The following is a 24,130-nucleotide window of genomic DNA, read 5'->3' on the forward strand; positions in this document are numbered from 1 at the left end:
CCTATGCTCCGGAGTTGCTTCCCGCGTAGTGTCAGAGTTGGAAAAAATCTGGCGATGCCTGCAGCCCAGAGCATCAGGACATTTTCGAACGAACACAGCCGGGAACCTCGGGTCCGGAGTGACCACTCTCAGAACGCTGAACTGATGGTTGAACAGAAACCGGCTTTCGCACGGGTGTCATCACGGTGAACCCCAATGGGAACCCGCAATTAGAAGTGCTACTGAAGAAGACGCTTAGCTTTGCGCTGGGAGACCAGTTCTTCGCCTTTCGAAGACAACACTCGGCATCAATAGCCAACGAGCTTCCGGGAACAGGACCATCTCCCGTTGTGCCAACGCCTGCCCGCATTGGCTTTTCGGCGGATATGCAGGTGTTTCTGGCTCTGGCAAGTGGCGCAGCAAGATCCCGAAAAGGCAGAAGCGAATTCCCGTTCGGCGCAAAGCGAAGAGAAGGCTAATTGGTGCTCTAAGCCTTGGTTTTGTGCGCCTTAGCCCAGAGCGTCGAACCGAATTCTTGTGCTAAATACGCGTGAATTCCCGTTTGTACGGGAATTCGGCTGTGAGACCGGTTCGCTTCAGACTGCGTCGCGCACCAAATCACATGATCAATCTGCCTTGCTGGGCGTGCTCGTCCCCGCAGGTTTGGTGAATCGGCCTAGGTCGGCGGCTAGTGCTTTCGCTTCTCTTCGCCCGAGTGCTGCTCCTCCAGAGCGCGAAGCCGGGCATCATCAAGGCTCATCCCTTCGAGCCAGTAGCGTTCAACGACCAGTTCTATTTCACCCACGGGTGTTTCGTAATTACTTTGCTCCATACGGAATTCTCCTTCCGGATGGCAGGATGCGCCCCTTCGCCAAAGCTCGCTACAACATGGGTTGGAATAGGCGCGCGCCCCCGATTGTCGACCCGAAGGACACGCGCCCGCTTTCGTTTCGGACCCCCGTCATGAACGCTGCATGAGTTTGGCTGCACTGCCCCCACGCCCCGTTTCGGGCCTGAAGCGCCTTGCTAGCGGCCGCCGTACCGGGTCCGCTGCGGTCCGACCAGAATCCGAGACAATTCACCACCTTCGCGGAAGGTCAGATAGAGCAGATAGGGCAGGAGGAACCCTGCTCCGCCGATAAACGCGAAAAGGGCGAGTATCAGTCCCGTTGCCGAAAATCCGTTCCGCCATGCGGTCCAGAGCGCCGAGAGCACAAGAAAGCAGAGGAAATCGAGGTTGAACTGCCCCGGCCAGCCAATAGCCGCAATATCGCCGAAGAAGATGGACAACAGCCCCATGCCATGCCGCGCGACGACGACGGCAGTGTAGCCCGCAAGAACGACCCACAAGGCGATCAGGACAGTTCGGAACGCGGCCATCTCTCGTCCCTGTCACTCCGCGCGCAGGTTTGCAATGGTCACCAAATTGTCTGGTCTGCCGCGGAAGACGCCCTTTTCCGCCAATTCAGATCAGTCCGACCTATGCCGCTGCGGCCGAACCCTCGAGCGGAGCGCGCGTTTTAGCCCGTGCAGCAGCGCCTTTCTTCGTTTTGAACCAGAAGCTCCATGTCGCGAGCAGGCCGAGGATCGCCATCGCAAGACCCGCGAAGGTCAAGATCAGCTTCCAGAACCATCCCCCGACCTTGCCGGCGTGGACGGGATAATATTTTTCGGTGATGGCTGAGGCAGTATCCCCTGTCGCCGGATCGTCGGTGGACAGGACGGCCGCGCTCTGCGGGTCGAGATAGACGTAGGTCCGCCCGTTCGGCGTCCATTCGAAATCCTGCTTCAAGCGCAGCACTACGGGCGCGCCGGCTTCGCCCGGCATCATTAGACGGCGCGGCGCGGCTTCAGGAAACGCGCTCTGCGCCGCTGCTAGGAGCTGGGGCCAGTTTGTTTCGCTGCCAGGTGCCGGTACGCCGGCCGGAACAGCGAAAGGTTCTTTCTCAGCCGCCACTGGAGCTAGAATCCATTTCGACACTTCGGGAAAGATCATCATCGTGCTGGTAAAAGCCAGGATCAGCAGCAATGGCGATGCCACTGCGCCGATGTCGCGATGCTGGCGGATGATCGCACTTTTCGTCAGACGCTTCGGCCAGAGCCGGAATTCGAATTTCCTGCGTGTTCGCCACCACAGGATCATCCCGCTTATGGTGAAGGCCGCCAGCAGCACGCCGAGTATGCCGGTGACGATCTTGCCAATCTCGCCTGCGAACAGATAATGATGCAGGTCGAACAGCCAGAGTTCCGGGCGGCCCCACAAGCTTTCCCAGCGCTCCACCACCTCGCCTGCCTGGTTCAGATAGGCACCGCTGTCGTCGGAATAGATCGCCTGATGGAGCGCCATGTCTTCGCCAGCAAAGGTGATGCGGCTGAGATCCGGGCCCGATTCCAGCGCCGCTGCAACCGCGTGCCCGAGCGCCGCCGGATCCCTGTCCAGCAAATCGCCCGCACCGGGCAGGCCAATCCAGCTTTCCTCCCACACCAGCAACACGCCGGACAGGCCGATCAGCGCGAGCAGCAGCCCGGTGATGCCACCCGCCCAGCGGTGCAGAAGCGAGAGGATACGCATCAGAAGGTGCCGCGCCAGCCGAGCGTGAAGGTACGGCCCCGGCCGGCGTAGAAGCGGTTGTTGTCCGTCACCCGCACCGTGTCGCTGTCATAGGTGATGTAGAATTCGTCCGCGATGTTCTGTGCGGCCAGCGAAAACTCGCCGATGCTGGTCTGGTAGGCGATGAAGGCATCGAGCAGCGTATAGCCCTCGAAGTCTGTCGCGGTGGCGACATCGTTGAATTCGCGCGACAGGTACATTCGCGCCTGCAGTCGGGCGCTCAGTGGACCGGTCGTGTAATCGGCGGCAAGGTTGATGCGGTCGGGCGAAATGTTCGCGCCGTCCAGATCCTCATCCACCAACCCGTCGGCATCGCCATCCGTCTGTCCTTCCAGCGCGGCGTAGCCACCGCTCAACAACAGACCCGGCAGCGGTGTGCGCCAGGCGAGGCTCGCTTCGAAGCCTTCGATCTCGATGGGCTGCCGCTCGACTTCGAAGACATCGTTTCGCAGCACCAGCAGCGATCCGAAATCGCTGGAGGACCAGAAATAGCTGGCCGAAGCCGTCAGTGGGCCGCGGTCATACTCCAGGCCGAGTTCGCGATTGTTCGATACGACCGGCTCCAGCGAAAGGAAGTCATCGATGTCGACATTGGGCGTCGATATGCCGCGCAGGATGCGGCCCACATCGGCGATCGTGAAGCCTTCGGCATAGCTGCCATAGGCGCGCAGGCCCTCCGCCGGCTCAACGATGACCCCCGCGTTCCACAGCAGGTCCTCGAAAGACGGGTTGCCGCCCGAAACCTGCACAGGGCCGTAGCTGAAGAGCGTCTCGTAATCGCCGACTGAGAGTTGAACGTTCTCGTAACGCAAGCCGCCAGCAAGGCGCACGACGTCGCCTGCAAGAGCAAGGTTGCCCTGCACAAAGGGCGCAAGGCTGCGGAAGTCCGTTTCAGGAACCCACACGCGGTCGGTCTGCGCCAGCCTCTGCTGCGTGCGGTCGAACAGCGCGTCGAAACCGACGGTCAGCACAAGATCGTCCATGCCCGGCACGCCGCGCTCGTAACTGACCTTGCCGCCCAGCTTGCGCGACTGGTTGGCCGACTGGTCGAACAGTTGGCCGGCCGGATCGATGCGCGGATCCTGAAAGGTGCCGAAGATCCCGCCGCCGAACACATCGTCCGTCCGGCTGTAGAAGCCCTGCAGGGTGAAGGTGCCCCCGTTCAGGTCCGAATCGATCAGCGATCCAGACAGCAGTTCCGCCGTGTTGGAAGGCGGATCGCCCGGCGTTTCTCCCCGTATACTGGTCGCCGGAATACCCGCGGCCCTGTTACCGGGAACGAGGACGTAATTGGCATTGCCTTCGAGTTCGAAGCGATTGGCGACGACTTCGAGTCGCGTGGTCGGCGCAAGATCGTATCCGAAGCGGGCGAAAACCGACCAGCTGTCGCTGTCCTGCAATTCGCCCTGCGTTCCATCGACGCCGATGCGGTTACCGTTTGCATCGAAGAATGCACCGCGCCGCTCCACCGTCGCGCCGACGCTGGTATCGAAAGCACCGGCACGGTAGCCGACCAGCGAACCGATCTTGGCACCGATCCCCTCGCCCTCGAAAGTGTCCGAAGTCGTGACCTGCGCCAGCGCGCGTATCGCGATGCCGTCGCGCAAAGGAGCGCCGACCGTGACCTGGTTCACGACCCCGCCGGTCGCGCCGATGCCCTGGAGCGCATTGGACCCGTAGATCACCTCCACCCGGTCGATGAAGAACGGATCGATCGTGTAGCCGTCGCGCGATCCGTCGCGCACCGGCGTCGATTGCGGGATGCCGTTGATGGCATACAGAGGCGAACGGCCCCGCAGGCTCTCGCCCGCCCCTGACAGCTTTTCACGCGTGGGCGAGAAGGAAGGCAGCAGCGCCGAGACTGCATCGACCGTCGAACCGGATATCTGCACCTGGCGCGCCAGTTGCTCGCGGTCGATGACGTCGATGGTCAGCGGCAGGGCGCTGGCCGGCAATTGCGTCCGCGCGGCGGTAATGACGATCACTTCCTCGGTATTCCGAGGCAACTCGCCGGTATCGATGGTCTGGGCCTGTGCAGGCGAGGATATGGCCAATGCGCTGGTTGCACCCAGCAGCAGGATTGCGCGTTTCATGTAAGCTCCCGAAATCAGTCGAGGCGCGCTTAAGGCTATTGCAAATCATTCGCAACCTTAAATCGATAGCACTGTTGGCCTCTCTGTATCCGATGCAGTCCATTGCAGCTTCTGGTTGGCTCTCTCTGGGAACCATCTGCTGCTGAAAACGCTGATTTTTCTGTTCGGCTGTTTGACTGCCGTGCATTCTGCGGCAGCTCTCTGCTCACGTCGATTATCAGCCCTGACGGCGAGCGCAGAGAAGAACCGCATGATTAGCAGAGGTCAGATCCGAGATACGATCAGGGCAACGTCGACGGCAGTGCCTGCCGCCAGTGTCAAGCGGGTAATTCCCCGATAGAATTTAGTGACCTGCAGGCACTTCGTCCAAAAGCAACAGGAGAGACATGATGAAAAACATATTTTTTACTGCCGCAGCCGCTTCGGCCCTGATGCTCGGTGCCTGCGCCGAGGAGCCGGAAGTCGTCGAAACCGACGAACTCGGTTATGACGAAGCCGGTCAGATGAATCCCGATACGACCAGCGTTGCCGAACCGGTCGCGCTCACCACTTGGGACACCAACAATGACGGTGTTTTCCAGCAGGCAGAATACGATGCATGGGGTCAGAACGGGATCAACACCTGGGATACCGATGCAGACAGCCGCCTGAGCGCGAATGAATTCGCCACCGGCTGGACCGGCGCCGGATTCAACAATTCCGAAGGCCTGTTCGCGGATTGGGACGATAACAGCGACGGCTATCTCACCAGCGACGAATATTTCGACGATGAGGAATGGTCCGAGTGGGACACCAATTCCGACGGGATGCTTGAGACGACCGAATTCGGGTATTACTGATATCGCGCGATATAGTTGAAGAAAGGGATCCGGTGCAACCGGGTCCCTTTTTGTGTCGAAGCGATCCTGAGGCCATCGCTGAAGATTCGGCGATCGGCATCCGCGTCCTGCTTCTGAGCGGAAACGTTATTTGCTGCATCGGATCACTGGAGGCCTTGATCGGAACAAGGCCGCTACCAAGGCATTTCATCGGGCATGGCAGAAGTGAGCGTTCCCGAAACCGTTTCCCCCGCGCACAGGCAGCAATCGGCGAACCGTTTCCGGATACCCATGATCGTCATCGCCTTTGCAGCCGCATTCTGGCTGATGCGGGAAGCTTATGCGGTCATCATGCCGGCGGCTTGTGCGTTGCTGCTGGCATTGGCGGTCTGGCCCTTTTCCGACGCCATTCGTGACTCCATGCCTGCGAAGCTGCGATGGGTGGGAGCAGTCGCGGGCCTGCTCGTGGTGCTGGCCATCCTCGTGGCCTTCCTGATCGGAATTGGCTTCGCAGGCACGCACGTTTATGATCTTCTGAGCAGTTTCGGCCCCCGCCTGCAGGAGCAGGTCGGCAACTTCCCCCTGCCGGATATTCTGACCGACGGGCCGGACCAAGGTGCCGATAAGCTGGTTTCAAACGGAATGCTCGCATCCGGTGCGATGACCGCCCTGGGCATCACGACCAATACTCTGGCCGGGATGGTTCTGATTTTGTTCCTCATCCTGCTCATGCTCACCGAAGCGGACGATTGGCACGCCAAGATCACTGCCGTGGCAGCGAGAGGCGGCGACCGTCGCTGGCTCGACATCGGACGATCAGTCGGCGAGAAATTCCGCGCCTATTTCATCATGAGGCTGATACTGGGAGCCCTGACGGCCTGCCTGTACGTGGCCTGGCTGGCGGTGTTCGGGGTGGATTACCTGATCCTGTGGGGACTGCTTGCCGTCCTGCTCAATTTCATCCCGACGGTCGGCTCCATCGTCGCTGGTACGCTGCCGGTTCTTTACGTACTCGTCACCCGTGATCCCGCTACGGCCGCGTTGATCGCTGCCGGGCTGCTGGTCATCGAACAGATCATGGGGAACTTTGTCGACCCCAAGCTGATGGGGAAGAGGCTTTCGATATCACCGCTCGTCGTGCTGCTTTCACTGCTTTTCTGGTCGGTCCTATGGGGTGTTGTCGGGGCAATTCTGGCCGTGCCGCTTACGGTGCTGCTCACGATGATCATGGCGCATTTCCGCAGCACGAGGCCGACGGCCTTGTTGCTAACGGACCAGTCGTCTTTCGAGGATCTTGACCGCTATATCGAGCCTAACGGGTAAACGGCCGCCTTCGTTCGCCGTGACGCGAAGCAATCGAGCGAGCGACGCAGGGCGGGTGCGATCCGATCGCACCCGCCCTGTCTCCCTGATTACCGCTACCGAGCCGCCTCCACTCATATGTCAGCCACCCTCAGAAGCGAAGGCCCAGTCCGGCATAGGCAGTCACCGCCTGACCGTCGCTGCGGAAGATTTCGGCCGAAGCACCGGCGCGCACGATGACGGCACCCAGCGCGCCGTCCACGCCCATGGAGATCTCTCCGTAATCGTCATCGCCGAACAGATAGCTGGAGGTGTAGGATACCGGCGCACCCGAGGGTGTGATGGTGAAGCGGTTCACCGCGTCCTCGAACTCGTGAACATAGCTTCCCCGCGCCATGAAGCCGAAGCCGCCGGCGAGCGGGGCCGTCGCGATCAGCCCGGCCCTGCCGGTCAGGCTCTCTAGTTCTGCATCGGCAAGAGCAAGCGAGGTGGAGAAACCGCCGCTCTCGGTAAAGCCGTCCACCTCCACGCGTTCGTAGGCCACACCGATCTCGGGGCCGACGGACAGAAGGCCCACGGGGACGGTATAATGCACGGAGGCACGCGCACCGAACAGTTCGGTATCCGTGTCGGCGTCCTGTACCCGGATTGCAGGGCCGAGCAGGATGCTGCGCGACATCGCGACATCGCCCTGGCCGTAAGTGGCATCGGCGATGATGCCGAGCGGGCCGAACCCGGCGCGGCCATAAGCCGAAACCGTCCAGCTTTCCTGATCCAGCTGCCCATTGTTCAGCGAATAGCTGCCGTCACCGTCCGAATAGCCCCCGACGATACCGACCCCCACAGCTTCGGACAGGCTGTAATCGAGGCCCAGCGTGCCGATCACCGCGCGCTGGTCGGAATTGCTTCCCCCATCTTCGGATGAATAGCCGTAGCCGATGTTGCCGAAAATTCCCGCTCCGCCGCCATTGCCAAGGCCATTGCGCTGAACGGTTTCAAACATCGCCCGCTGGTCGCGGATGACGCGCTGCCCCGACCGGGCGATCGAACCCGGCAGGGTAAATCCCGTGAACAGGCTGGCGATCGCCTGCCCTTGAATTTCCTGCGTGATGCCCGCGGGGTGAACCGCATCGGCCAGCAGAAAGGTACGATCGGCGTCAGGCGTGACGTAATCCTCCGGCCCGCAGGTGAGCGATGACCCGGTGCAGGCGGTGCCGGTGACGTTCGTGATGCCGAAGGCGCCGGCGTTGCTCACGATCTCGTTGAAGAGCTGCGCCGTATCGAAGAACAGCACATTCGCATTGTTGGCCGCCAGCGCCTGTTTGTAGATGGTGTTGAACAGGTCCAGACCAGCGGAGTCCGACTGGATGGCGAGGGTCACGATGCGGTCAGCACCTGCCTCCTCCATTCGCTGCACCAGCGCCGCCAGTTCGGTGGCGGCTGTCGTCAGGATCGTGGGATCGGCCGCTCCGCCTGCGAGGAAAGCGAAATAGTCGTTCCCGCCCCCTTGCACATAGACGATATCGCCCGGCGCGAAACTGCCGCCCGCCGCGAGGAAATTGTCGAATTGCTGCGCGATGGGGATTGCCAGCCCGTTCGCCTGCGTGATGCGCGCGCCGCCGACGGCGTAATTGGTGCCGCCTTCGCCATAGACCGGATTCAGATCGTAGCCGAGTAAGTCCGAGAACACCTCCGGAGCAACCGGATCGGGATTGGTGGTGAAGCTGCCTTCGCCTGGCGGAAGCGGCAGGACCGTGTTGAAGAACCCGCCATCGGAAAGGCTATCGCCAAAAACGATAACGCGCGGCGCCGCTGATTGCTGAACCTCCTGGGCGTGCAAAACCGACGAAACGGAAAGGGCCAATGTCGCGCTTGCTGCGGACAGGATGAGCTTAAGTCTCGATAGTGCCATGATCTTTGACTCCCAGTATGTTCTGAACCGAACCTTCTTCGAGGCTTTGGCCGCGCACAGTATCAGCAAAGCGCATGCTCGCAAGCGGATCATGTTACAGATTGATGTCATCGAGAACGAATGTTGCGCCCTCCTGCCGGGAATGCCGCTGCTCTGGCTTTTCCGGCAAGCGCGCCGATATGGGGTGTTCAAGCAATCGAAGGCTTGATGAGGGCTGTATATCCAGCATAGTCGCGGCTGAGGGGCCAAAGCCGATGTCCATGCTGATGCTCGATGACCAGAACCGTGGCCATTGGTCGTTGGCGAATCAGGTTCAGAGACACGGAAAGCGAGAAGTTTGATTAATTTGCTCGAGAAATCACCCGAAGCCACGCACGGCAAGGTCGGAATCCTCACCTTTCACAAATGCATCAATTACGGGTCCTACTGGCAGTCCCGCTGCATGGTCGAAGGCTTGCGCTCGCTCGGCTACCAGCCCGAGCTACTCGATTATCATTGCGACGATGCGACATGGGCCGAAATGCGCTGTGCGTTCCAGCCGACGCTTCCCGAACGGTCTTCGCGCGGCGAGATGCGAAATTACGGCAAGAAGGTCCGCAGCTTTGTCGAGGCGATCTCGTCCATGCCGCTGTCGCCGCAATTCTCGCTGCACGAACCCGCTCTTGCAGGCACCTACGATGCGATCATCGTCGGCAGCGATGAGGTCTGGAACCTCTCTCATCCATGGTACGGCGGCAAGCCGATCTTCTACGGGGTGGGGATGAAAACGCCGCGGCTGATTTCCTATGCGGGCAGCTTCGGCAGCTATTCCTGCCACTGGGGAATCGACGAATATTGGGCCGACAAGCTCAAGGAATTCGATTCGATTTCCGTGCGGGACGACAACAGCTACTGGCTCGTGCGCGGATCGACCGGGCGCGAACCGGATCTGGTGCTCGACCCTTGTCTGCAGTTTCCCGCGGCCGCGCAGGAACAGCCTGAAAGCGGCAGAGAGCCTTATGCGCTGGTCTATGGTCATGGCTTTCCGGAATGGCTCAGCGATGCGGTCAGGCGCTGGGCGACGGCGCAGGGGCTTCGCCTGCTCAGTGTCGGCTATCGGAACAATTTCGCCGATGAGCAGCTACTCTCCGCCGGCCCGATCGAATTTGCGAAACTCGTCGCCGGGTCTTCGGCCATGATGACGAACTTCTTTCACGGCTGTGTCTTCGCATTGCTCAACGGCAAGCCCTTCGTCACCGCGCCGAGCGAATACCGTATGAACAAGGTTCGCGATCTTGCGCTTGCGATCGGCGCTTCGCACAGGATCGTGGACGCAAACACCGACACAGCGGAAATCCACCGCCTGCTGACCACGCCGCCCCTGCCCCGCGTCAACGAACGGATCGCCGAACTGCGTCAGCAATCGAACGATTATCTGCGTGCGGCGCTTGCCTGACATGGCAGCGTCACCAGCCGAGCCGGTCAGCCCCCGCGATATCGTGCGGTCAGGTCTCTGCATCGGGTGCGGCAGCTGCGCCTCGGGCGAACCGCAGGCCAGCATGCAGTGGGATGGCTATGGTCAATTGAAACCGGAGGGGCCGAAGGACTGGTACGCGCGCCGCGATGCCGCTTTTGCCCGGCAGTGCCCCTTCTCACCCGCAGCCGCGAACGAAGACACGATAGCCGCGGAACGCTTCCCGTCTGCCAGCCACCGGGACGATAAGGTCGGCAGCTTCGAAGCAGCCTATGTCGGAGCCGTCGCAGAAGGCGAATGGCGGCTGAACGGCAGTTCGGGCGGCATGGTCAGCTGGGTGGCGGCTGAGCTGCTGCGGACCGGCCGGGTCGACGCGGTCGCTCATGTAAAATCCGCCGATCCCCACCGGGACGATCGTCTTTTCAGATACGAAATATCCAGATCGGTCGAGGCTGTCGGCGCAGGCGCCAAGTCGCGCTATTACCCCATCGAGATGTCGGAAGTGGTTCGCCAGATCCGCGAGAAGCCGGGGCGTTACGCAGTGGTTGGCATACCCTGCTTCATCAAGGCCATTCACCTGCTTCGCCGTCAGGATCCCCTGATCGCGAAGCGCGTCACGCATACTCTCGGCCTGTTCTGCGGCCATATGAAAAGCGCGGGGCTGGTCGACAGTTTCGCCTGGCAGATGGGTTCGCAAGGCTCACAGGTCCGTGCCCTCGATTACCGAGTCAAGGACACCAGCCGCCCCGCCAACTGGTATCGCACGCAGCTGGAACTGCGGGACGGAGGGTCTGTCGCGCAGGATTGGTGGCACCTTGCCGATGGTGACTGGGGCGCGGGCTTCTTCCAGAATTCGGCCTGCAATTTCTGCGACGATGTGGTGGCGGAAACCTCCGACATCGCGTTCGGCGATGCCTGGGTAGAACCGCATTCCTCCGACGGTCGCGGCACCAATGTCGCGGTCGTACGCAGCCGCGATCTGCATTCGATGATCGAGGACGCGATCGCGGAAGGCCGCCTCGCCCTCACGCCGGTCGACGCGCAATATATCGTCGACACGCAGGCGGCAGGCTTCCGGCACCGACGCGAAGGGCTCGCCTATCGTCTATCATGGATGAAGCCGCGCCCCGTGCAGCCGCGCAAACGTGTGCGGCCGGGCGGTGCCGGGCTGCCGCTGCGGCGCAGGCTGGTATACCGGCTGCGTGCGGGAATTAGCCGGTGGAGCCATCGCTTGTTGCGGGTCGCGCGGACGCTGGATGCGCCTGTTCTTTACACGCGGTGGGCGAAGGCGTCGCTGAGGCTTTATCAGGCGATAACCTGGTCGCGGGGCCGCCTCGGTTCGTTTTTCGATCGCATCATGCCTCCTTCCGGCAGGTGAACTTCTGACGAGCCGTCCTGCGGTACCGCGTCGCCCTCTGGCAAAACCCCGGGTCCAGGTGTAAAGTCGCTAGCTTGCGGAGGGGATATGGATCGCAGCGCAGCCATGGGTGAAGCGACGCGCCAACGAGCGGAGAGCGTCGGGGCGGAGGAAGGCGGAAGCGACGGGAGCGCCTGCCTGAATTGCGGAACCCGTCTGCTGGGTCCGCATTGCCATGCCTGCGGGCAGGAAGCCCATGTACATCGCACGATCGCTGCATGGTGGCACGATTTCCTGCACGGCGTCCTGCATCTGGAAGGAAGCTTCCTGCGGACCTTGCCGAAACTGGCCTTGCACCCGGGCGAGCTCACCAGACGCTATGTCATGGGAGAACGCGCGAAGTTCGTCTCGCCGCTCGCCCTGTTCCTTTTCACCGTCTTCCTGATGTTTGCTGTTTTCAGCGTAGTCGGCGGGGGTGTCCAGTCGGCCGCCGAAGTGTCGGCCGAACTGCCAGCGGACATCGAAGCCCGCGAACAGGCACTCGTCATAGCGGAAGAGCAGCGGCACGATCTGGTCTCCCGTGATCAGGACACGGCGCAACTGGACAGCCGCATCGCCGAATTGCGTCAGGAAATCGCTGCCGAAGAACGGCTTCTGCAGACTGTCGAGGGCATGGAGCAGGACTCGCTCACCGTCAGGACCGGCTTGAGCATCTTCGACGATTACATCGCAAAAGCGGCCGAGAACGATTTCGCGCTCCTTTTGTACAAGCTGCAGGCGAACGGCTATAAATTTTCCTGGGCGCTCATTCCCATATCTGCGGCCTTCGTCTGGTTGCTGTTCCTGCATCGGCGCCGCTACCGGCAGGACTTCAACGGTTACGATCACTTCGTATTCGTGACCTACTCGATTTCCTTCATGAGCCTGCTGTCGATCGCCTTTGTCGTGCTCGGCGCGACCAGTCTGCGCCCCGATCTCGTGAGCATCGCTTTCCTGATCGTCCCGCCGCTCCATCTGTACCGGCAGTTGCGCGGTGCTTACGGCCTGTCGCGCAGCAGCGCCTTGTGGCGCACCTTCTTCCTGCTGATATTCGCATTGGCTGCGCTGATCTTGTTTCTGTTGCTTCTGCTGATCATAGGTGCGACGAGTTAGCTAGTATCAGAATAGATCAGTTGTACATTTTGCTGCTTTCCATCCGAATGATTGCCGCATCAGTTGTAATAAAAATAGCCGGATAGGCATCCACTTGATCTATCAGTTCGTAATCGACAAATATGGAACGCTGGTCCCTGCCAGCCCATTGATTACGTATGAGGAACATTAACTCCGCGAATACAGAAATACATCATATGCCAAGCCGCCGCGAGCGGCTGCGTGCCTTCATGAAGCTGAAAAACCAGCGCCAGGCGCTGCTTGGCGGCGTTGCCGTACTGACGGTGATGGCGACCGGGCTGGGGACGGCATTGTGGCAGTCAGGCAACTCGCCCGAAGCGGTCGGCCTCGGGAATGGCATCGCCAGCGTAGAAGCCAGGCCCGTTGCCGATTTCGCTTCTCAGCGCTCGCTCGCCGCACTCCAGCCCACTTCTCCGGATCCCCGCCCCTCGCCTTCCGAAAGCGCGATCGGCACCGGCGAAGCGAGCTATTACGGCAACGAACTTGCCGGCAACCCCACGGCAAGCGGCGAGAGGTTCGACCCGGAAAAGCTCACGGCAGCCCACCGCACCTTGCCGCTGGGCAGCAAGGTTCGAGTCACCAATTCGCGGAACGGGGAAAGCGTGGTCGTGCGAGTCAACGACCGCGGACCCTATCACGGTAATCGCGTGATCGACCTGTCAGCGGGTGCCGCACGCACCATCGGTCTGATCGGTTCCGGCACGGGCCGGGTCAGCCTTGCACTGCTCGTCTGACACTATCGCTGCTTGCGCGCCACCTTGACTATTTTGCAGTTTGCTTGACGAGGGGTGCGCGGCCCTTGAAAGCATCCGCGAATGCATTCGCCCGCCCGCCTTTCGAAAACGCAGGAATATCTGCTCGCCGTCGCGGCCGCCGTCGTGACGGCGAATGCCTATTACATCCACCCGATCATCGGCGATGTGGCGCGGGATTTCGGCGTCAGCGCAGCGAAGATCGGCCTGGTCCCTGCCCTGAACCAGCTTGCGCTCGCGGTCGGCATTCTGCTGCTGCTGCCGCTTGGCGACCGCTATTCGAACCGGTCGCTGACCATCATCTTCACCATCGGCCAATGCGCCGGGCTGCTCGTGATGACCCTGGCGCAGGATTTCGTCCTGTTCACAGCGGGATCGACGCTGCTCGGCTTTTTCACCATCGCGCCCTATCTGCTGCCAGCCTACGCCTCGAAGCGGGTCGCCCCGGAACGCCTCGGCCATGTGACGGCGATCCTTACCGCGGGCGTGATCTTCGGCATCCTCGTCGCGCGGGTGGGCGCAGGCGTTGTGGCGGAATATTTCGACTGGCGGACCGTCTACTGGCTTGCGAGCGGGGCGATGATCGCGATCACGCTGGTCCTTCCCCGTCTCATGGACAAGGGGTCTGGCGACCGGAACGCGAGCAAACTCCACTATCACCAGCTTGTCGCCTCGCTTTTCGGCCTGCTTCGCTCGCATCGCGAGATTATCCTGTCGGGAGCGATACAGGGGATCGGCTTCGGGCAGTTCATTGCCCTGTGGCTCGGCCTCGCCCTGCATCTGACCGGTCCGAACATGGGCTATGGCACCGATGTCGTGGGCTATCTCGCCGGGTTTGCTGCCATCAGCGTCTTCTCTACGCCTTATTGGGGCAGGCTTGCCGACAGGGTCGGACCCAGGAAGGCACGGGTTGGGTTTTCCATCGCGCAGACTGCCGGCATGGCGCTTCTGCTGCCGTTCGGCGGTAATCTGTGGCTCTTGATGGTGCCGATCTTCGTCGGCAACGTCGTGGGGCCGGCCATCGACGTGACGAGCCGCATGACCTTCCTGTCGCTCCAGCCGGAATTACGCACGCGTCTGACCACGATCTATATTGTGATGATGTTCATCGGTGGAAGCATCGGCAGCTTTGCCGGAACGGCGCTTTTCGATCTTTTCGGATGGACCGGTATCGCCCTGTATGTGACGGGATCGTGCCTTTGCCTCACCGCTCTCGCGCTGCTCGGATACCGCCTTTATGGCCAGCGGGAGGCTGGCTGACGACTGTGCCTTTGCACCGGCTTGAGACGCAGGATCAGCCGGAAAACCCGAAGTGCCAAACGGCGACTGGTATGGCGAGCAGCAGGATGAAGGACAGCACCAGCAATCCGCCATCACGCGTCAGCAGGGCTGCTGCGAACAGGGCGATCACGGCGGACGCAATGGAACCGGATGTCGGGATGAGTTCGAGAAACGGCATGAACAATGTCAGCGCGAGGATGAGAAACAACGGCAGATAAAGCCAGGGACGATGCAGCAGGAAGGTTAGCCTGGGCTGCAGGAAACCTTCGATCCACTGTACGGGTTTGCGCAGCCACCCGATGCCCTTGCACAGCTTGGCGGTCGACATGTGCCGGTTGGTGATGAATTGCGGCAACCAGACGCAATCGCGCCCGAGGATCATCTGAATGACGAGGATGAAGACGATGGCTGCCACGGTTGCCGTGATGCCGGGGATGCCGCTGGCAGGAGATGTGGAAATCAGCGAAAAGATCAGCATGAGGGCGGCGAAGGATTTGTGCCCCAGACGGTCGATGACCTCCTGAACGGCGATGCTGTCGCCATGCGCGGCCGCTTCTAGCTGGTCGAGGACGTCGCTGAGTTCCTTGGCCATGAATTGCTCCACGAGTCTACGAGACCAGTGCCGACTGGCGCTTCGAGGTTCCGCAATCGAATAAGGCGGACGCAGCGCAGCGCCCGCCTTTCACGATGCTCAAGATCAGCAATCGTCGTCGAGAAGCCCGGCATCCGTGGGCGGGTCGCAGACATCGTTGCCGTCTACGTAATATGTCGCGGCAGCGGCGCCCGCGCCGGCGCCCAGCAAGGCAGTGCAACCGCCGAGGCCCAGGGCCATTGTTGCTGCGGATGCGCAGATCAGTAATTTTTTCATGGAGGTTCTCCTGTTGTCCCGCTCTCCAAGCGGGCGGGCAGGCGATCAGGTATATCGTTGAGGTCGGGCTCGCCGCCCCGATGGTGGCCCTCGGCAGCATTTTGGCCGCCCGGCATCCGGAGGCCGCCTCGTCAATGGATCCCTGAAGATCCGCAAGGCCCGGCCTTCCGTTTGCCCTTCAACGAAGCGAGTTGATTATTTCGTGGCAGAACCCGCGGTGCGCGCGTGCGCGACGGATCTTTCGCCGTAGATCACCCTGTCATCATGGATCTCGAGCGGTTCGACCGCGCAGACCTTGCCATTGTCCAGCCGAACGGCTTCGACCCGGCCGTGGTCCCTGCTGACCAGCAGGTCCTTGATGATGCCGTAATTTTCACCAGCGGGGCTGACCAGCGGGCGACCGCGAATATCCTGCGATCCATGTTCGAGCTTGTAGTCGTCAAGCGCGTCCAGATGCTCGTATCTCGTGTCGTGGTGCATGACCCTTCTCCTTTCTGACGTCCAAGGTGCGGAAGAAGCCTGACCTGAAAGGTCGCCGTTCTTCCGCACTTTGCTAATTACATGTCGGCGGGCGGCGCGGTCTGCGCGCGGTCCGTACCGGGCTGCGGATTGCCTGCTTCGAGGATCTGGATGTTGTCTTCATCCACGACCAGGAAGATCGGTGCTTCCTCAGCTATCCGCTGGGTGTCCGCGTCTAGCGGGTCGCCACGCAGTTCGGGAAGGAACGTCCGGTCGCGCAGCATGCCCTGCGAGATACGCAAGGTCTGGCCAGGATTTATGTCCTTTGGCTCTTCCATCGGTCCATCCATGATGATGGCGAACATGCGTGCGCCTTCGTCTTCGATATAGAACCCACGGTCGGTCAGTTCTGCGCCGGTCGGCACCGTCACTTCAGCCTGAAAGTCGTCCTGGCCAATATAACTCGCCGGATTACCGAGAATGTCGCCGATCGATACTCCTGGAGCCGTTCCGACCATTTCCGGGGTCGTGGCCGGGGTAATCGGCGCTTCGGCAACGACGGGTTCGACATACTCGGCCTCGTCATCGTCGCTCAGCAGCCACCAGGCAAGTAGCGCAAGGAGGAGCAAGGCAAGCAACACCCACAACCACCCCATGCTGGATTTTTTCTCTACCGGAATTTCAGCCATATCCATCTCCTCTCGTCGGCTAGTAAATGCGCTGCAAAGCACACGGACGCCAAGCTGGCGCACCTGTCCATTAACTGAGCGTTCATCGCAACGTTCCGGAATGATGGGAAATTTATCCGGTTCGGCAGTCGGCGCAGGCCATTTTGCGGGCCTTTGCTTTACATCTTGGGAAGCGACGGGTCACAAACTGCGTTACTCAGGTCAACTTTCAGGCCGCTCCTTTTTTCTACCCGACCGTTCCCGATTTATCCTCCTGCGCGCTAGCAGGAACAGCAGGGTCGGCCAGATCACCGTGTTCAGAATGTCCGCAACAGGCTCCCATGCGCCCGCCGATTTTCCCGGCGTGAGGAGATCGACGACCTCGTTGATGACGGCAAGGGCATACACGATGGCGATCGGCACGGGCGAACGCATCCGGTGCCGCGACAGGATGGCGGCGAAGAAGAAGATGATCAGGCCCGCGTGCACATGCAGCAGATCTTCGGTCAGGCCGTAGTCCCTGCCGAGCACCTGCTTGAATTCCGAATAGACCTGTAGAATCGAATTCATTCGTTCACCTGCTGCCCCGCTCCTGCCGACCGGCAGCAGACCGGCACGCGAGTTGCGGGACGGTCGTTCACATCCGGGAATGAGCGCACGATGCCTTCGTTCCCCTGCTCCCCCAGCTTCCCGCCATCGCTTCGCTATCTACTCAGGAAAAGCTTTTCGGAACAAAGGCCGAGCCACTGCCGTTCATCCTTGAGCAATTTATAACAAGGGGAAACAAGATGGTAGACGCTCATGCGAACCGGCATCCACACCGGGACGATCATTCCGCCACTGTCCTGAGCGCGACCGACGCGCCGGCCTTGCTGAAGCGGGTTTCGTGGGGTGCGATCTTTGCCGGAACGGCAATTGCCCTCGGGCTGCTGATTCTGATGGGGCTGCTGGGCACCGCCATCGGATTCCGCGCGATCGATCCGCAACAGGACGGCATGTTCGACGGCGTCGGCATCGGCGCGGGCTTCTGGTGGATCGTCACCAGCATCCTCGCTCTTGGTATCGGCGGCTATGTCGCAGGGCATCTTTCCGGGATGCCGGACAAGAGTTCCGCCAATGCGCATGGCGCAACCGTCTGGGGCCTGCTGACCATCGTCATGCTGTGGCTGGCGACGAGCACGGTGGGAACGGTGCTGAATACCGCCACTGGCGCAGTATCGGGCGCTGCTCAGGCTGTCGCTTCCGCGGCGGATACGGCTGGCACCACCGTTCTGCAGGAAGGCGTCGTGACTCCGAACCAGGCGGAATCGCAGGTCGAAGGCGCAGTCGAGACTGTTCGCAACCAGGTCGAGCAGGTCGACGGCCAGGCTTTGCGGCAGGATGCTGCGCGCGTGGCCGAATCGGGCCTCGATGCTCTTTCCAGCGCCAGCTGGTACGCCTTCATCGCATCGGTGCTGTCGCTCGTCGCGGCGATCATCGCAGCCGGTATCGGTGCGCCCCATCGCACGTTCGTCACGGCACGCGACCGCGTGGATGTCTGATCGGGCGCACGGTCAATCGTGATCATCAGTCGAAGAGAACCCCGGCAAGCTTTGGTTTGTCGGGGCTTTCTTCAATCAGGATTGGACATTCGCCCTCAGCTTAGCGATGCAGCGAACGCGCACCTCTTCGGAAAATTGAATGATCGAGCATCCTGCCGCCTTTATACTGGAAGACGAGGCAATCCTCGCCTTCGCACTGGAAGACATGCTTCTGGAAATGGGCTTTGCGAAAGTAGCGGTCGCCTCGACCATCGAGGAGGCCAACCAGCTTCTGGAAAACTGGGCTCCTGCCCTCGCCATCCTGGACGTGAATATTCGCGGCGAACGCAGCTACGGCGTGGCGAAAAGGCTTGGCGAGAGGGGAATCCCGCTTGTTTTCGCGACGGGCTATGGCGATGCCGAACGCCCGGAAGCCTTCGCTCACGTACCCACTCTCACCAAGCCTTACGGCTCGGAACAGCTTCGCACCGTCTTGCAATCCCTTCAGCTTGCATGCTCGCAGTAGCCCTTCCGGTGTTCCGGTAAGTCAGAGACCTCTCCGGCCGCTTCACCATCTGCGTGAATGGTTCGAATGTGCCTGATCGTAGCCACGGCGAAGCGACAGACTGCTTTGCGCAATCCTTCCTTTATTTAACGACACGCATCCGGAACGCGGTCTTCAGCGTTACCCTGAAGCCGGGTTCTCAGTCGCAATACGCGCTTTCCGGTCACAAAGAATCTGGCGACAATTAAGGAATGCGATACAAGAAGACATGGGGGATAAATTAACCAGTGCTGTGCAAATTGCGCGCATGTCGCTGCAAAAGCTCTTGAATGCGCAGTCCCTGCTGCCGTTTGTGGTGGGACTCATCTATTACGTACTTGCGGCAATGGCCCTCGACCTGACCCAGGGTTCGGAGGGAATCGCCACGATATGGCCGTCCAGCGGTGTCGCGGTCGCCGCGCTGCTGCTGGCAAGCCCGCCGCAGCGGCCGATCGTCTATATGGCCATCCTGATCGCCAGCTTCTTTTCGAATTATGGCGCAGGCATGTCCGCCTTGCAGGCGGGCGGGTTTACCATCGCCAATCTGGTCGAGGCCTATGTCGCCATCAGGCTGATGAACGGTTCTGGACGCAATGCCGCATCTTTCACCCGCCCGATCTTCGTGGCGCGCTTCTGCCTTGCCGCCATTGCGGCCGGAGCGCTAAGCGGGCTGATCGCGTCCGTTTTCGCCGGAATAGCGTTCGCATCCTTTTTTCAATCGTGGTGGACGACCGTCAGCCTCGGGATCATGCTGGTAGTTCCACCTACCGTCATCCTTGCCGAGGCCGTTCCGCTGGTGCGCCAGGGCATCAAGCTGAAGCGGGTGCTGCGTACGACAGTGATGCTGGGCATCATCGCGGTAGTGTCCTGGATCGTGTTCTGGCAGGCGTCTTTCCCGCTGCTGTGGGTGACGCTCCTCGGCGTCATGATCGCCACCTATGTCTCCGGCCCGCCGGGCGCTTCTCTCAGCGTGTTGATCATCGCGATCATAGGCAGTTACGCCACCGTGCACAGCGAAGGGCAGATCAGCCTGGGGAACGTGGACCGCAGGACAACCGTCCTGTTCTTCCAGGTCTATCTGCTGACACTGCTCGCCTCCGCCTTGCCGTTCGCTGCGCTGCTCGCCCGGCGCGAAAGGCAGCTTGCCGAAACCAGGCGCGGCAACCGGCTGCTCGGCATGGCCGAACGCGCCGCCAAGGTTGGCCACTGGCGATATGCCATGGCGACGGGCGACCTGTTCTTCTCGCGCCAGACCTATCGGATCCACGGGCTGACCAAGTCCGGTCCGTTCGACCAGAAAGCAGCGCTGCGCTCCTATCATCCGGCAGACAGACTGCGCGCCGAAAGCAATCTGCGCACCACGATGGAAAGCGGTGAGCCTACGGCCTTCGAAGCCAGGCTGATGAATCCGGACGGGTCGGAACGACACGTCTATGTTCGTGCGGAACTCGAAAAGGCCGACGACGGCAAGCCGGTCGCCATCTTCGGCATCATTCAGGATGTTTCCGACCAGGTAGCATCAAGGCAGGAACTGGAAGAGGCAAGAAGCAAGGCGGTAGCGGAAGCCGCCCATGCCTCCATGCTCGCCGAGACCGACCAGCTGACCGGCGTGGCGAACCGCCGCAAGGCCATGGCCGTGCTGGAGGAACATGTCGCGAATTGCAGCAGGATGGGCGGCAGCTTTGCCGTCATCATGCTCGATGTCGATCGGTTCAAGTCGATCAACGATGCGCATGGCCATGTGGCAGGGGACATTGTCCTGCAGCGTATCGTGGAGACCTGCTGCGCGACCCTGCGCGACAGCGACTTCATCGGCCGGCTGGGCGGCGAGGAATTCCTGATGATCCTGCCCGGGGTCGCTGCCGAAGGCGGTGCCGCGGTTGCGGAGCGTGCCCGTTCGGCAGTGGAGAACATGCGGTGGTCGCCGCTGGAACTCAGGCAGGTGACCGTCAGCATGGGCCTGTCGGTGTATGAGACCGGCAAGACTGCGCCCGAACTGCTGCAGGCGGCCGACCATGCGCTGTATCGCGCCAAGAACCAGGGCCGCAATCTTCTCTGCCTCGCTGCGTAGGCGCTACCGCTCCATCGTCGCAGACAGCGCCCTTCTGCCGCGAAGGTACAATCAGCGTAGCTGATAATCGGAACATCGCAGATCGCGTCCCGTTGATGGGGAAAGCTCCAGACAAGGGATTTCTCCATGGACAAGCAGCACAAGACCATCAACCCGGCGACTGGCGAGATCATCGCGACCTACGATCTGATGGATCAGGACACGGTTTTTGCCGCTGTCGAGGATTGCCATGTCGCCTTCCGGAAATGGCGCAACACCTCGCTTGACGAGCGCGCCGAAAACCTTCGTGCCATCGGCAAGGAACTGCGCGACCGGAAGGACGAATTTGCCGCTCTGATGACGCGGGAGATGGGCAAGACGCTGAAGCAGGCAGTGCAGGAAGTGCAGCTATGCGCGGCAATCTGCGACTGGACTGCCGACAATGGGCCGGAAAAGCTGAAGGACGAGACCCGGGAATTGCAGCAGGGCGTTCGCGGCGTCGTGACCTTCCAGCCCATCGGCGTCATATACGGCATCCAGCCCTGGAACTTCCCCGCCTATCAGGTGGTGCGCTATTCCATCGCCAGCCTGATGGCAGGCAACGGCGTGATGCTGAAACATGCCGAAAACGTGACCGGTTCGGGCGAGATGCTGCGCGACATCTATGAAGCCGCCGGTCTGCCGAAAAACCTGTTCACCGTCATCCGGACGACGAACGATATTTCGGAAAAGGTCATCCAGCACGAACTGGTGCGCGGCGTCACCTTCACCGGCAGCGAAACCACCGGTAGGGTCATCGCCCAGCAAGCCGCGCAGGCGCTGAAGAAGACCGTGCTCGAGCTGGGATCGAACGACGCCTATGTCGTGCTGGAGGATGCCGATCTCGACCAGGCGGTGAAGGCTTGCGTCACTGGCCGCATCTACAACAATGGCGAAACCTGCGTAGCCGCAAAGCGCTTCGTGGTCGTGGACAAGCTGTACGACCAGTTCCGCGATGCATTCGTCGAACGGATGAAGGGCGTGAAGATGGGCGACCCGACCGCAGAGGATACCGGCCTCGGCCCCATGGCCCGCGAAGATTTGCGCGACAAGCTGGCCGAACAGGTGGAGGAAAGCGTGAAGAACGGCGCGACCGTCCTCTGCGGCGGCGAAGTGCCCGAGCGCGAAGGCTATTACTATCCCGCCACGGTTCTGGAGGACGTGAAGCCCGGCCAGCCTGCCTATGACGACGAATTGTTCGGTCCCGTCGCGGCTCTGATCCGGGCCAGGGATGACGAGGATGCAATGCGGATCGCCAACGACAGCCGCTTCGGCCTCGGTGGCGGTATTTTCTCCAAGGACGTGGACAAGGCAGTCCGGATGGCGGCGGAGCAATTCGACACCGGCATGGTGTTCATCAACGGTTTCGGCCTTGCCGTGCCGAACATGCCCTTCGGCGGGGTCAAGCATTCAGGCTATGGCCGCGAACATGGCGGCTTCGGCATGCACGAATTCGTCAACATCAAGGGCATCTCGGTCATGGCCGAGTAGACAAATCCTCTCAACGAAGGAGCGAGGTCAGCGCAGGGTGGCGCTGGCCTCCATCACCGTTCGGCCATCGCCGCCAATCGCCCGCAGCGCCAGCGCCTCGTCATCTTCGCGCATTGCAAGGTGCAGATTCTGCCCTGCAAATGCTGGCGCCACTGCCTGACAGCGGAAGGTGGCGAGTCTGCCCCGAGCCGAAGCAGCCTTCATCAACAGGCTGGCGACCAGCGGACCGTGCACGACAAGAGCGGGATAGCCTTCCTCTTCTTGTGCATAGGGCAGATCGTAATGAATGCGGTGGCTGTTGAAGGTGAGCGCCGAGTAGCGAAACAGCATGACCTCATCAGGCCGGATGGTTTCGACAATGGGCCAGCCATCGGGCATGGGGCCATCATCAGCTGGCAGGGGAAGCTCGCTTTTCGCGGCCTCCCGGTAGACGATGGTCCTTTCCTCCTCCACCGCGACTGCGCCATCCGCCCGTATGGTGATGTCCTCGATCATGAAGGCCAGCAATCCGCTGCGTCCGGTCTTCTCCTCGAGTGAACGGACGATCGTGCTGCGTTCGACCGCTGCATCCGGTGTGATGCGTGTACCGAAAGTCAACTTGCTGCCGGCCCACATGCGGCGCGGCAGCCGAGCAGCAAGATCGTCACCCTGCCGCAGAGGATGGCCGTCGGGGCCTGTCGCGCTGAGCGATGTGCGCGGATTGCACAGGCACCAGTGAAAGCCCGCAGGCGCAGGTTCACCGGCTGAACCATCTGCAATGCCGAGCGTACAGCGATAGCGCGTGATCGCACCCGGATCGGCTCGGTCGTGCGCCACTTCGGCCTCGGCCGGCATCAGTGGCTGCGAGGCATGCCGAGGACATGCTGCGAAATATAGGAGAGGATCAGATTGGTCGAGATTGGCGCGACCTGGTAAAGCCGGGTCTCGCGAAACTTGCGCTCGACATCATATTCAACGGCAAACCCGAAGCCGCCGAAGGTCTGCACGCAGGCTTCGCCCGCGGCCCAGCTGGCCTCGGATGCGAGCAGCTTCGCCATGTTGGCTTCCGCCCCCGCATTGTCGCCGCCTTCATATTTCGCCAGCGCGTCATGCACCATCAGTTCGGCGGCGCGCATCTGCGCGTAGGCGCGGGCGATGGGGAATTGCACCCCCTGGTTCTGGCCGATGGGCCGCCCGAAGACCTTGCGATTGCCGGCATATTCTGACGCCTTTTCGATGAACCATTTGGCGTCGCCCACGCATTCGGCTGCGATCAGGATGCGCTCGGCATTCATGCCTGACAGGATATAGCGGAAGCCCTTCCCCTCCTCGCCGATCAGGGCCGAAGCGGGAATCCGCATGTCGTCGAAGAACACTTCGCAACTCGAATGGTTCATCATGGTTTCGATAGGCCGAACCGTCAGCCCGTTGCCGAGCACCTGCCGCATGTCGACGAGGAACACCGACAGCCCATCGGTGCGCTTCTCCACCCGGTCCACGGGCGTGGTCCGCGCCAGCAGCAGCATGAGGTCGGAATGTTCCGCCCGGCTCGTCCATATTTTTTGGCCATTCACCACATAATCGTCGCCCTCGCGCTTCGCTTCGGTTCGCAGGGCCAGGGTGTCGGTGCCGCTGGTAGGCTCCGTGACGCCGAAAGCCTGCAGCCGCAATTCACCGTTGGCTATGCGGGGGAGGTACTCGGCCTTTTGCGCGTCGGAGCCATGCCGTAGCAGAGTGCCCATGATGTACATCTGCGCATGGCAGGCCCCGCCATTGCAGCC

24 protein-coding genes are annotated in these 24,130 nt (G+C 61.2%); 12 read left to right on the plus strand and 12 right to left on the minus strand.

What is annotated here, in order from left to right:
* Positions 1-667: 667 nt before the first annotated feature.
* The 4 genes from G7A66_RS09340 to G7A66_RS09355 form a co-directional block, all read right to left on the minus strand.
* On the minus strand, positions 668-811 hold the full coding sequence (locus G7A66_RS09340; RefSeq protein ID WP_174295421.1) for a hypothetical protein: 144 nt from the start codon (positions 809-811) through the stop codon (positions 668-670).
* A gap of 194 nt (positions 812-1,005) precedes the next feature.
* Complete coding sequence (locus G7A66_RS09345) at positions 1,006-1,359, minus strand: hypothetical protein (protein WP_174295422.1); 354 nt, start codon at positions 1,357-1,359, stop codon at positions 1,006-1,008.
* A 100-nt stretch (positions 1,360-1,459) separates the two neighbouring features.
* Entirely contained in the window at positions 1,460-2,551 is a 1,092-nt protein-coding gene (locus G7A66_RS09350; RefSeq protein WP_174295423.1) for a PepSY-associated TM helix domain-containing protein, read from the minus strand.
* Complete coding sequence (locus G7A66_RS09355; RefSeq protein ID WP_174295424.1) at positions 2,551-4,683, minus strand: TonB-dependent receptor; 2,133 nt, start codon at positions 4,681-4,683, stop codon at positions 2,551-2,553. The genes G7A66_RS09350 and G7A66_RS09355 overlap by 1 nt, the downstream gene beginning before the upstream one ends.
* A gap of 389 nt (positions 4,684-5,072) precedes the next feature.
* Between G7A66_RS09355 and G7A66_RS09360 the strand changes: the two genes are divergently transcribed.
* Both G7A66_RS09360 and G7A66_RS09365 read left to right on the plus strand, forming a co-directional pair.
* The gene (locus tag G7A66_RS09360) at positions 5,073-5,522 is read left to right on the plus strand and encodes an EF-hand domain-containing protein (protein WP_174295425.1); all 450 of its coding nucleotides are present in this window, start codon (positions 5,073-5,075) and stop codon (positions 5,520-5,522) included.
* A 195-nt stretch (positions 5,523-5,717) separates the two neighbouring features.
* Complete coding sequence (locus tag G7A66_RS09365) at positions 5,718-6,824, plus strand: AI-2E family transporter (RefSeq protein WP_174295426.1); 1,107 nt, start codon at positions 5,718-5,720, stop codon at positions 6,822-6,824.
* A gap of 130 nt (positions 6,825-6,954) precedes the next feature.
* On the opposite strand, the gene G7A66_RS09370 is transcribed toward G7A66_RS09365, so the two are convergent.
* A complete protein-coding gene (locus G7A66_RS09370) occupies positions 6,955-8,715 on the minus strand; it encodes an autotransporter domain-containing protein (protein ID WP_174295427.1) in 1,761 nt (586 codons plus the stop codon).
* Between G7A66_RS09370 and G7A66_RS09375 the strand changes: the two genes are divergently transcribed.
* From G7A66_RS09375 to G7A66_RS09400, 6 genes are all read left to right on the plus strand, one after another.
* Positions 8,714-8,923 (plus strand): hypothetical protein, encoded by a 210-nt coding sequence (locus G7A66_RS09375; RefSeq protein ID WP_174295428.1) that lies wholly within the window; start codon positions 8,714-8,716, stop codon positions 8,921-8,923. The two genes, G7A66_RS09370 and G7A66_RS09375, sit on opposite strands and share 2 nt — an antisense overlap.
* Positions 8,924-9,052: 129 nt before the next feature.
* The gene (locus G7A66_RS09380; RefSeq protein ID WP_232366780.1) at positions 9,053-10,150 is read left to right on the plus strand and encodes a polysaccharide pyruvyl transferase family protein; all 1,098 of its coding nucleotides are present in this window, start codon (positions 9,053-9,055) and stop codon (positions 10,148-10,150) included.
* Position 10,151: 1 nt separating this feature from the next.
* Complete coding sequence (locus G7A66_RS09385) at positions 10,152-11,546, plus strand: Coenzyme F420 hydrogenase/dehydrogenase, beta subunit C-terminal domain (RefSeq protein WP_174295429.1); 1,395 nt, start codon at positions 10,152-10,154, stop codon at positions 11,544-11,546.
* Positions 11,547-11,633: 87 nt separating this feature from the next.
* The gene (locus G7A66_RS09390) at positions 11,634-12,677 is read left to right on the plus strand and encodes a DUF3667 domain-containing protein (protein ID WP_174295430.1); all 1,044 of its coding nucleotides are present in this window, start codon (positions 11,634-11,636) and stop codon (positions 12,675-12,677) included.
* A 197-nt stretch (positions 12,678-12,874) separates the two neighbouring features.
* The gene (locus G7A66_RS09395; RefSeq protein ID WP_232366781.1) at positions 12,875-13,432 is read left to right on the plus strand and encodes a septal ring lytic transglycosylase RlpA family protein; all 558 of its coding nucleotides are present in this window, start codon (positions 12,875-12,877) and stop codon (positions 13,430-13,432) included.
* Between the two features lie 81 nt (positions 13,433-13,513).
* Complete coding sequence (locus tag G7A66_RS09400) at positions 13,514-14,710, plus strand: MFS transporter (RefSeq protein WP_174295432.1); 1,197 nt, start codon at positions 13,514-13,516, stop codon at positions 14,708-14,710.
* A gap of 34 nt (positions 14,711-14,744) precedes the next feature.
* Here G7A66_RS09400 and G7A66_RS09405 read toward each other — a convergent pair whose 3' ends face one another.
* From G7A66_RS09405 to G7A66_RS09425, 5 genes are all read right to left on the minus strand, one after another.
* On the minus strand, positions 14,745-15,323 hold the full coding sequence (locus tag G7A66_RS09405) for an exopolysaccharide biosynthesis protein (RefSeq protein ID WP_174295433.1): 579 nt from the start codon (positions 15,321-15,323) through the stop codon (positions 14,745-14,747).
* 105 nt (positions 15,324-15,428) lie between these two features.
* Complete coding sequence (locus G7A66_RS09410) at positions 15,429-15,599, minus strand: hypothetical protein (RefSeq protein ID WP_174295434.1); 171 nt, start codon at positions 15,597-15,599, stop codon at positions 15,429-15,431.
* Between the two features lie 195 nt (positions 15,600-15,794).
* Positions 15,795-16,079, minus strand: coding sequence for a PRC-barrel domain-containing protein (locus G7A66_RS09415; protein WP_174295435.1), 285 nt, complete (start codon positions 16,077-16,079; stop codon positions 15,795-15,797).
* Between the two features lie 77 nt (positions 16,080-16,156).
* Positions 16,157-16,747, minus strand: a complete 591-nt coding sequence (locus tag G7A66_RS09420; RefSeq protein WP_174295436.1) for a hypothetical protein — start codon at positions 16,745-16,747, stop codon at positions 16,157-16,159.
* Positions 16,748-16,948: 201 nt separating this feature from the next.
* Complete coding sequence (locus tag G7A66_RS09425) at positions 16,949-17,296, minus strand: hypothetical protein (RefSeq protein WP_174295437.1); 348 nt, start codon at positions 17,294-17,296, stop codon at positions 16,949-16,951.
* Between the two features lie 218 nt (positions 17,297-17,514).
* Here G7A66_RS09425 and G7A66_RS09430 point away from each other — a divergent pair, with 218 nt between their 5' ends.
* The 4 genes from G7A66_RS09430 (at position 17,515) to G7A66_RS09445 (ending at position 22,370) form a co-directional block, all read left to right on the plus strand.
* Positions 17,515-18,267, plus strand: a complete 753-nt coding sequence (locus G7A66_RS09430) for a hypothetical protein (protein ID WP_174295438.1) — start codon at positions 17,515-17,517, stop codon at positions 18,265-18,267.
* Between the two features lie 139 nt (positions 18,268-18,406).
* The gene (locus G7A66_RS09435; RefSeq protein ID WP_174295439.1) at positions 18,407-18,772 is read left to right on the plus strand and encodes a response regulator; all 366 of its coding nucleotides are present in this window, start codon (positions 18,407-18,409) and stop codon (positions 18,770-18,772) included.
* Positions 18,773-19,076: 304 nt separating this feature from the next.
* Positions 19,077-20,861, plus strand: a complete 1,785-nt coding sequence (locus tag G7A66_RS09440) for a sensor domain-containing diguanylate cyclase (protein WP_174295440.1) — start codon at positions 19,077-19,079, stop codon at positions 20,859-20,861.
* Positions 20,862-20,987: 126 nt separating this feature from the next.
* Complete coding sequence (locus G7A66_RS09445; protein ID WP_174295441.1) at positions 20,988-22,370, plus strand: NAD-dependent succinate-semialdehyde dehydrogenase; 1,383 nt, start codon at positions 20,988-20,990, stop codon at positions 22,368-22,370.
* Positions 22,371-22,397: 27 nt separating this feature from the next.
* On the opposite strand, the gene G7A66_RS09450 is transcribed toward G7A66_RS09445, so the two are convergent.
* Together G7A66_RS09450 and G7A66_RS09455 are read right to left on the minus strand one after the other, a co-directional pair.
* Entirely contained in the window at positions 22,398-23,204 is an 807-nt protein-coding gene (locus tag G7A66_RS09450) for an FAS1-like dehydratase domain-containing protein (protein WP_174295442.1), read from the minus strand.
* Positions 23,204-24,130, minus strand: a 927-nt coding sequence (locus G7A66_RS09455) for an acyl-CoA dehydrogenase family protein (protein ID WP_232366782.1), incomplete at its 5' end; no start/stop codon positions are given. The genes G7A66_RS09450 and G7A66_RS09455, both read right to left, overlap by 1 nt.

Source organism: Alteripontixanthobacter muriae, from assembly GCF_013336795.1.
GTDB lineage: Bacteria > Pseudomonadota > Alphaproteobacteria > Sphingomonadales > Sphingomonadaceae > Pseudopontixanthobacter > Pseudopontixanthobacter muriae.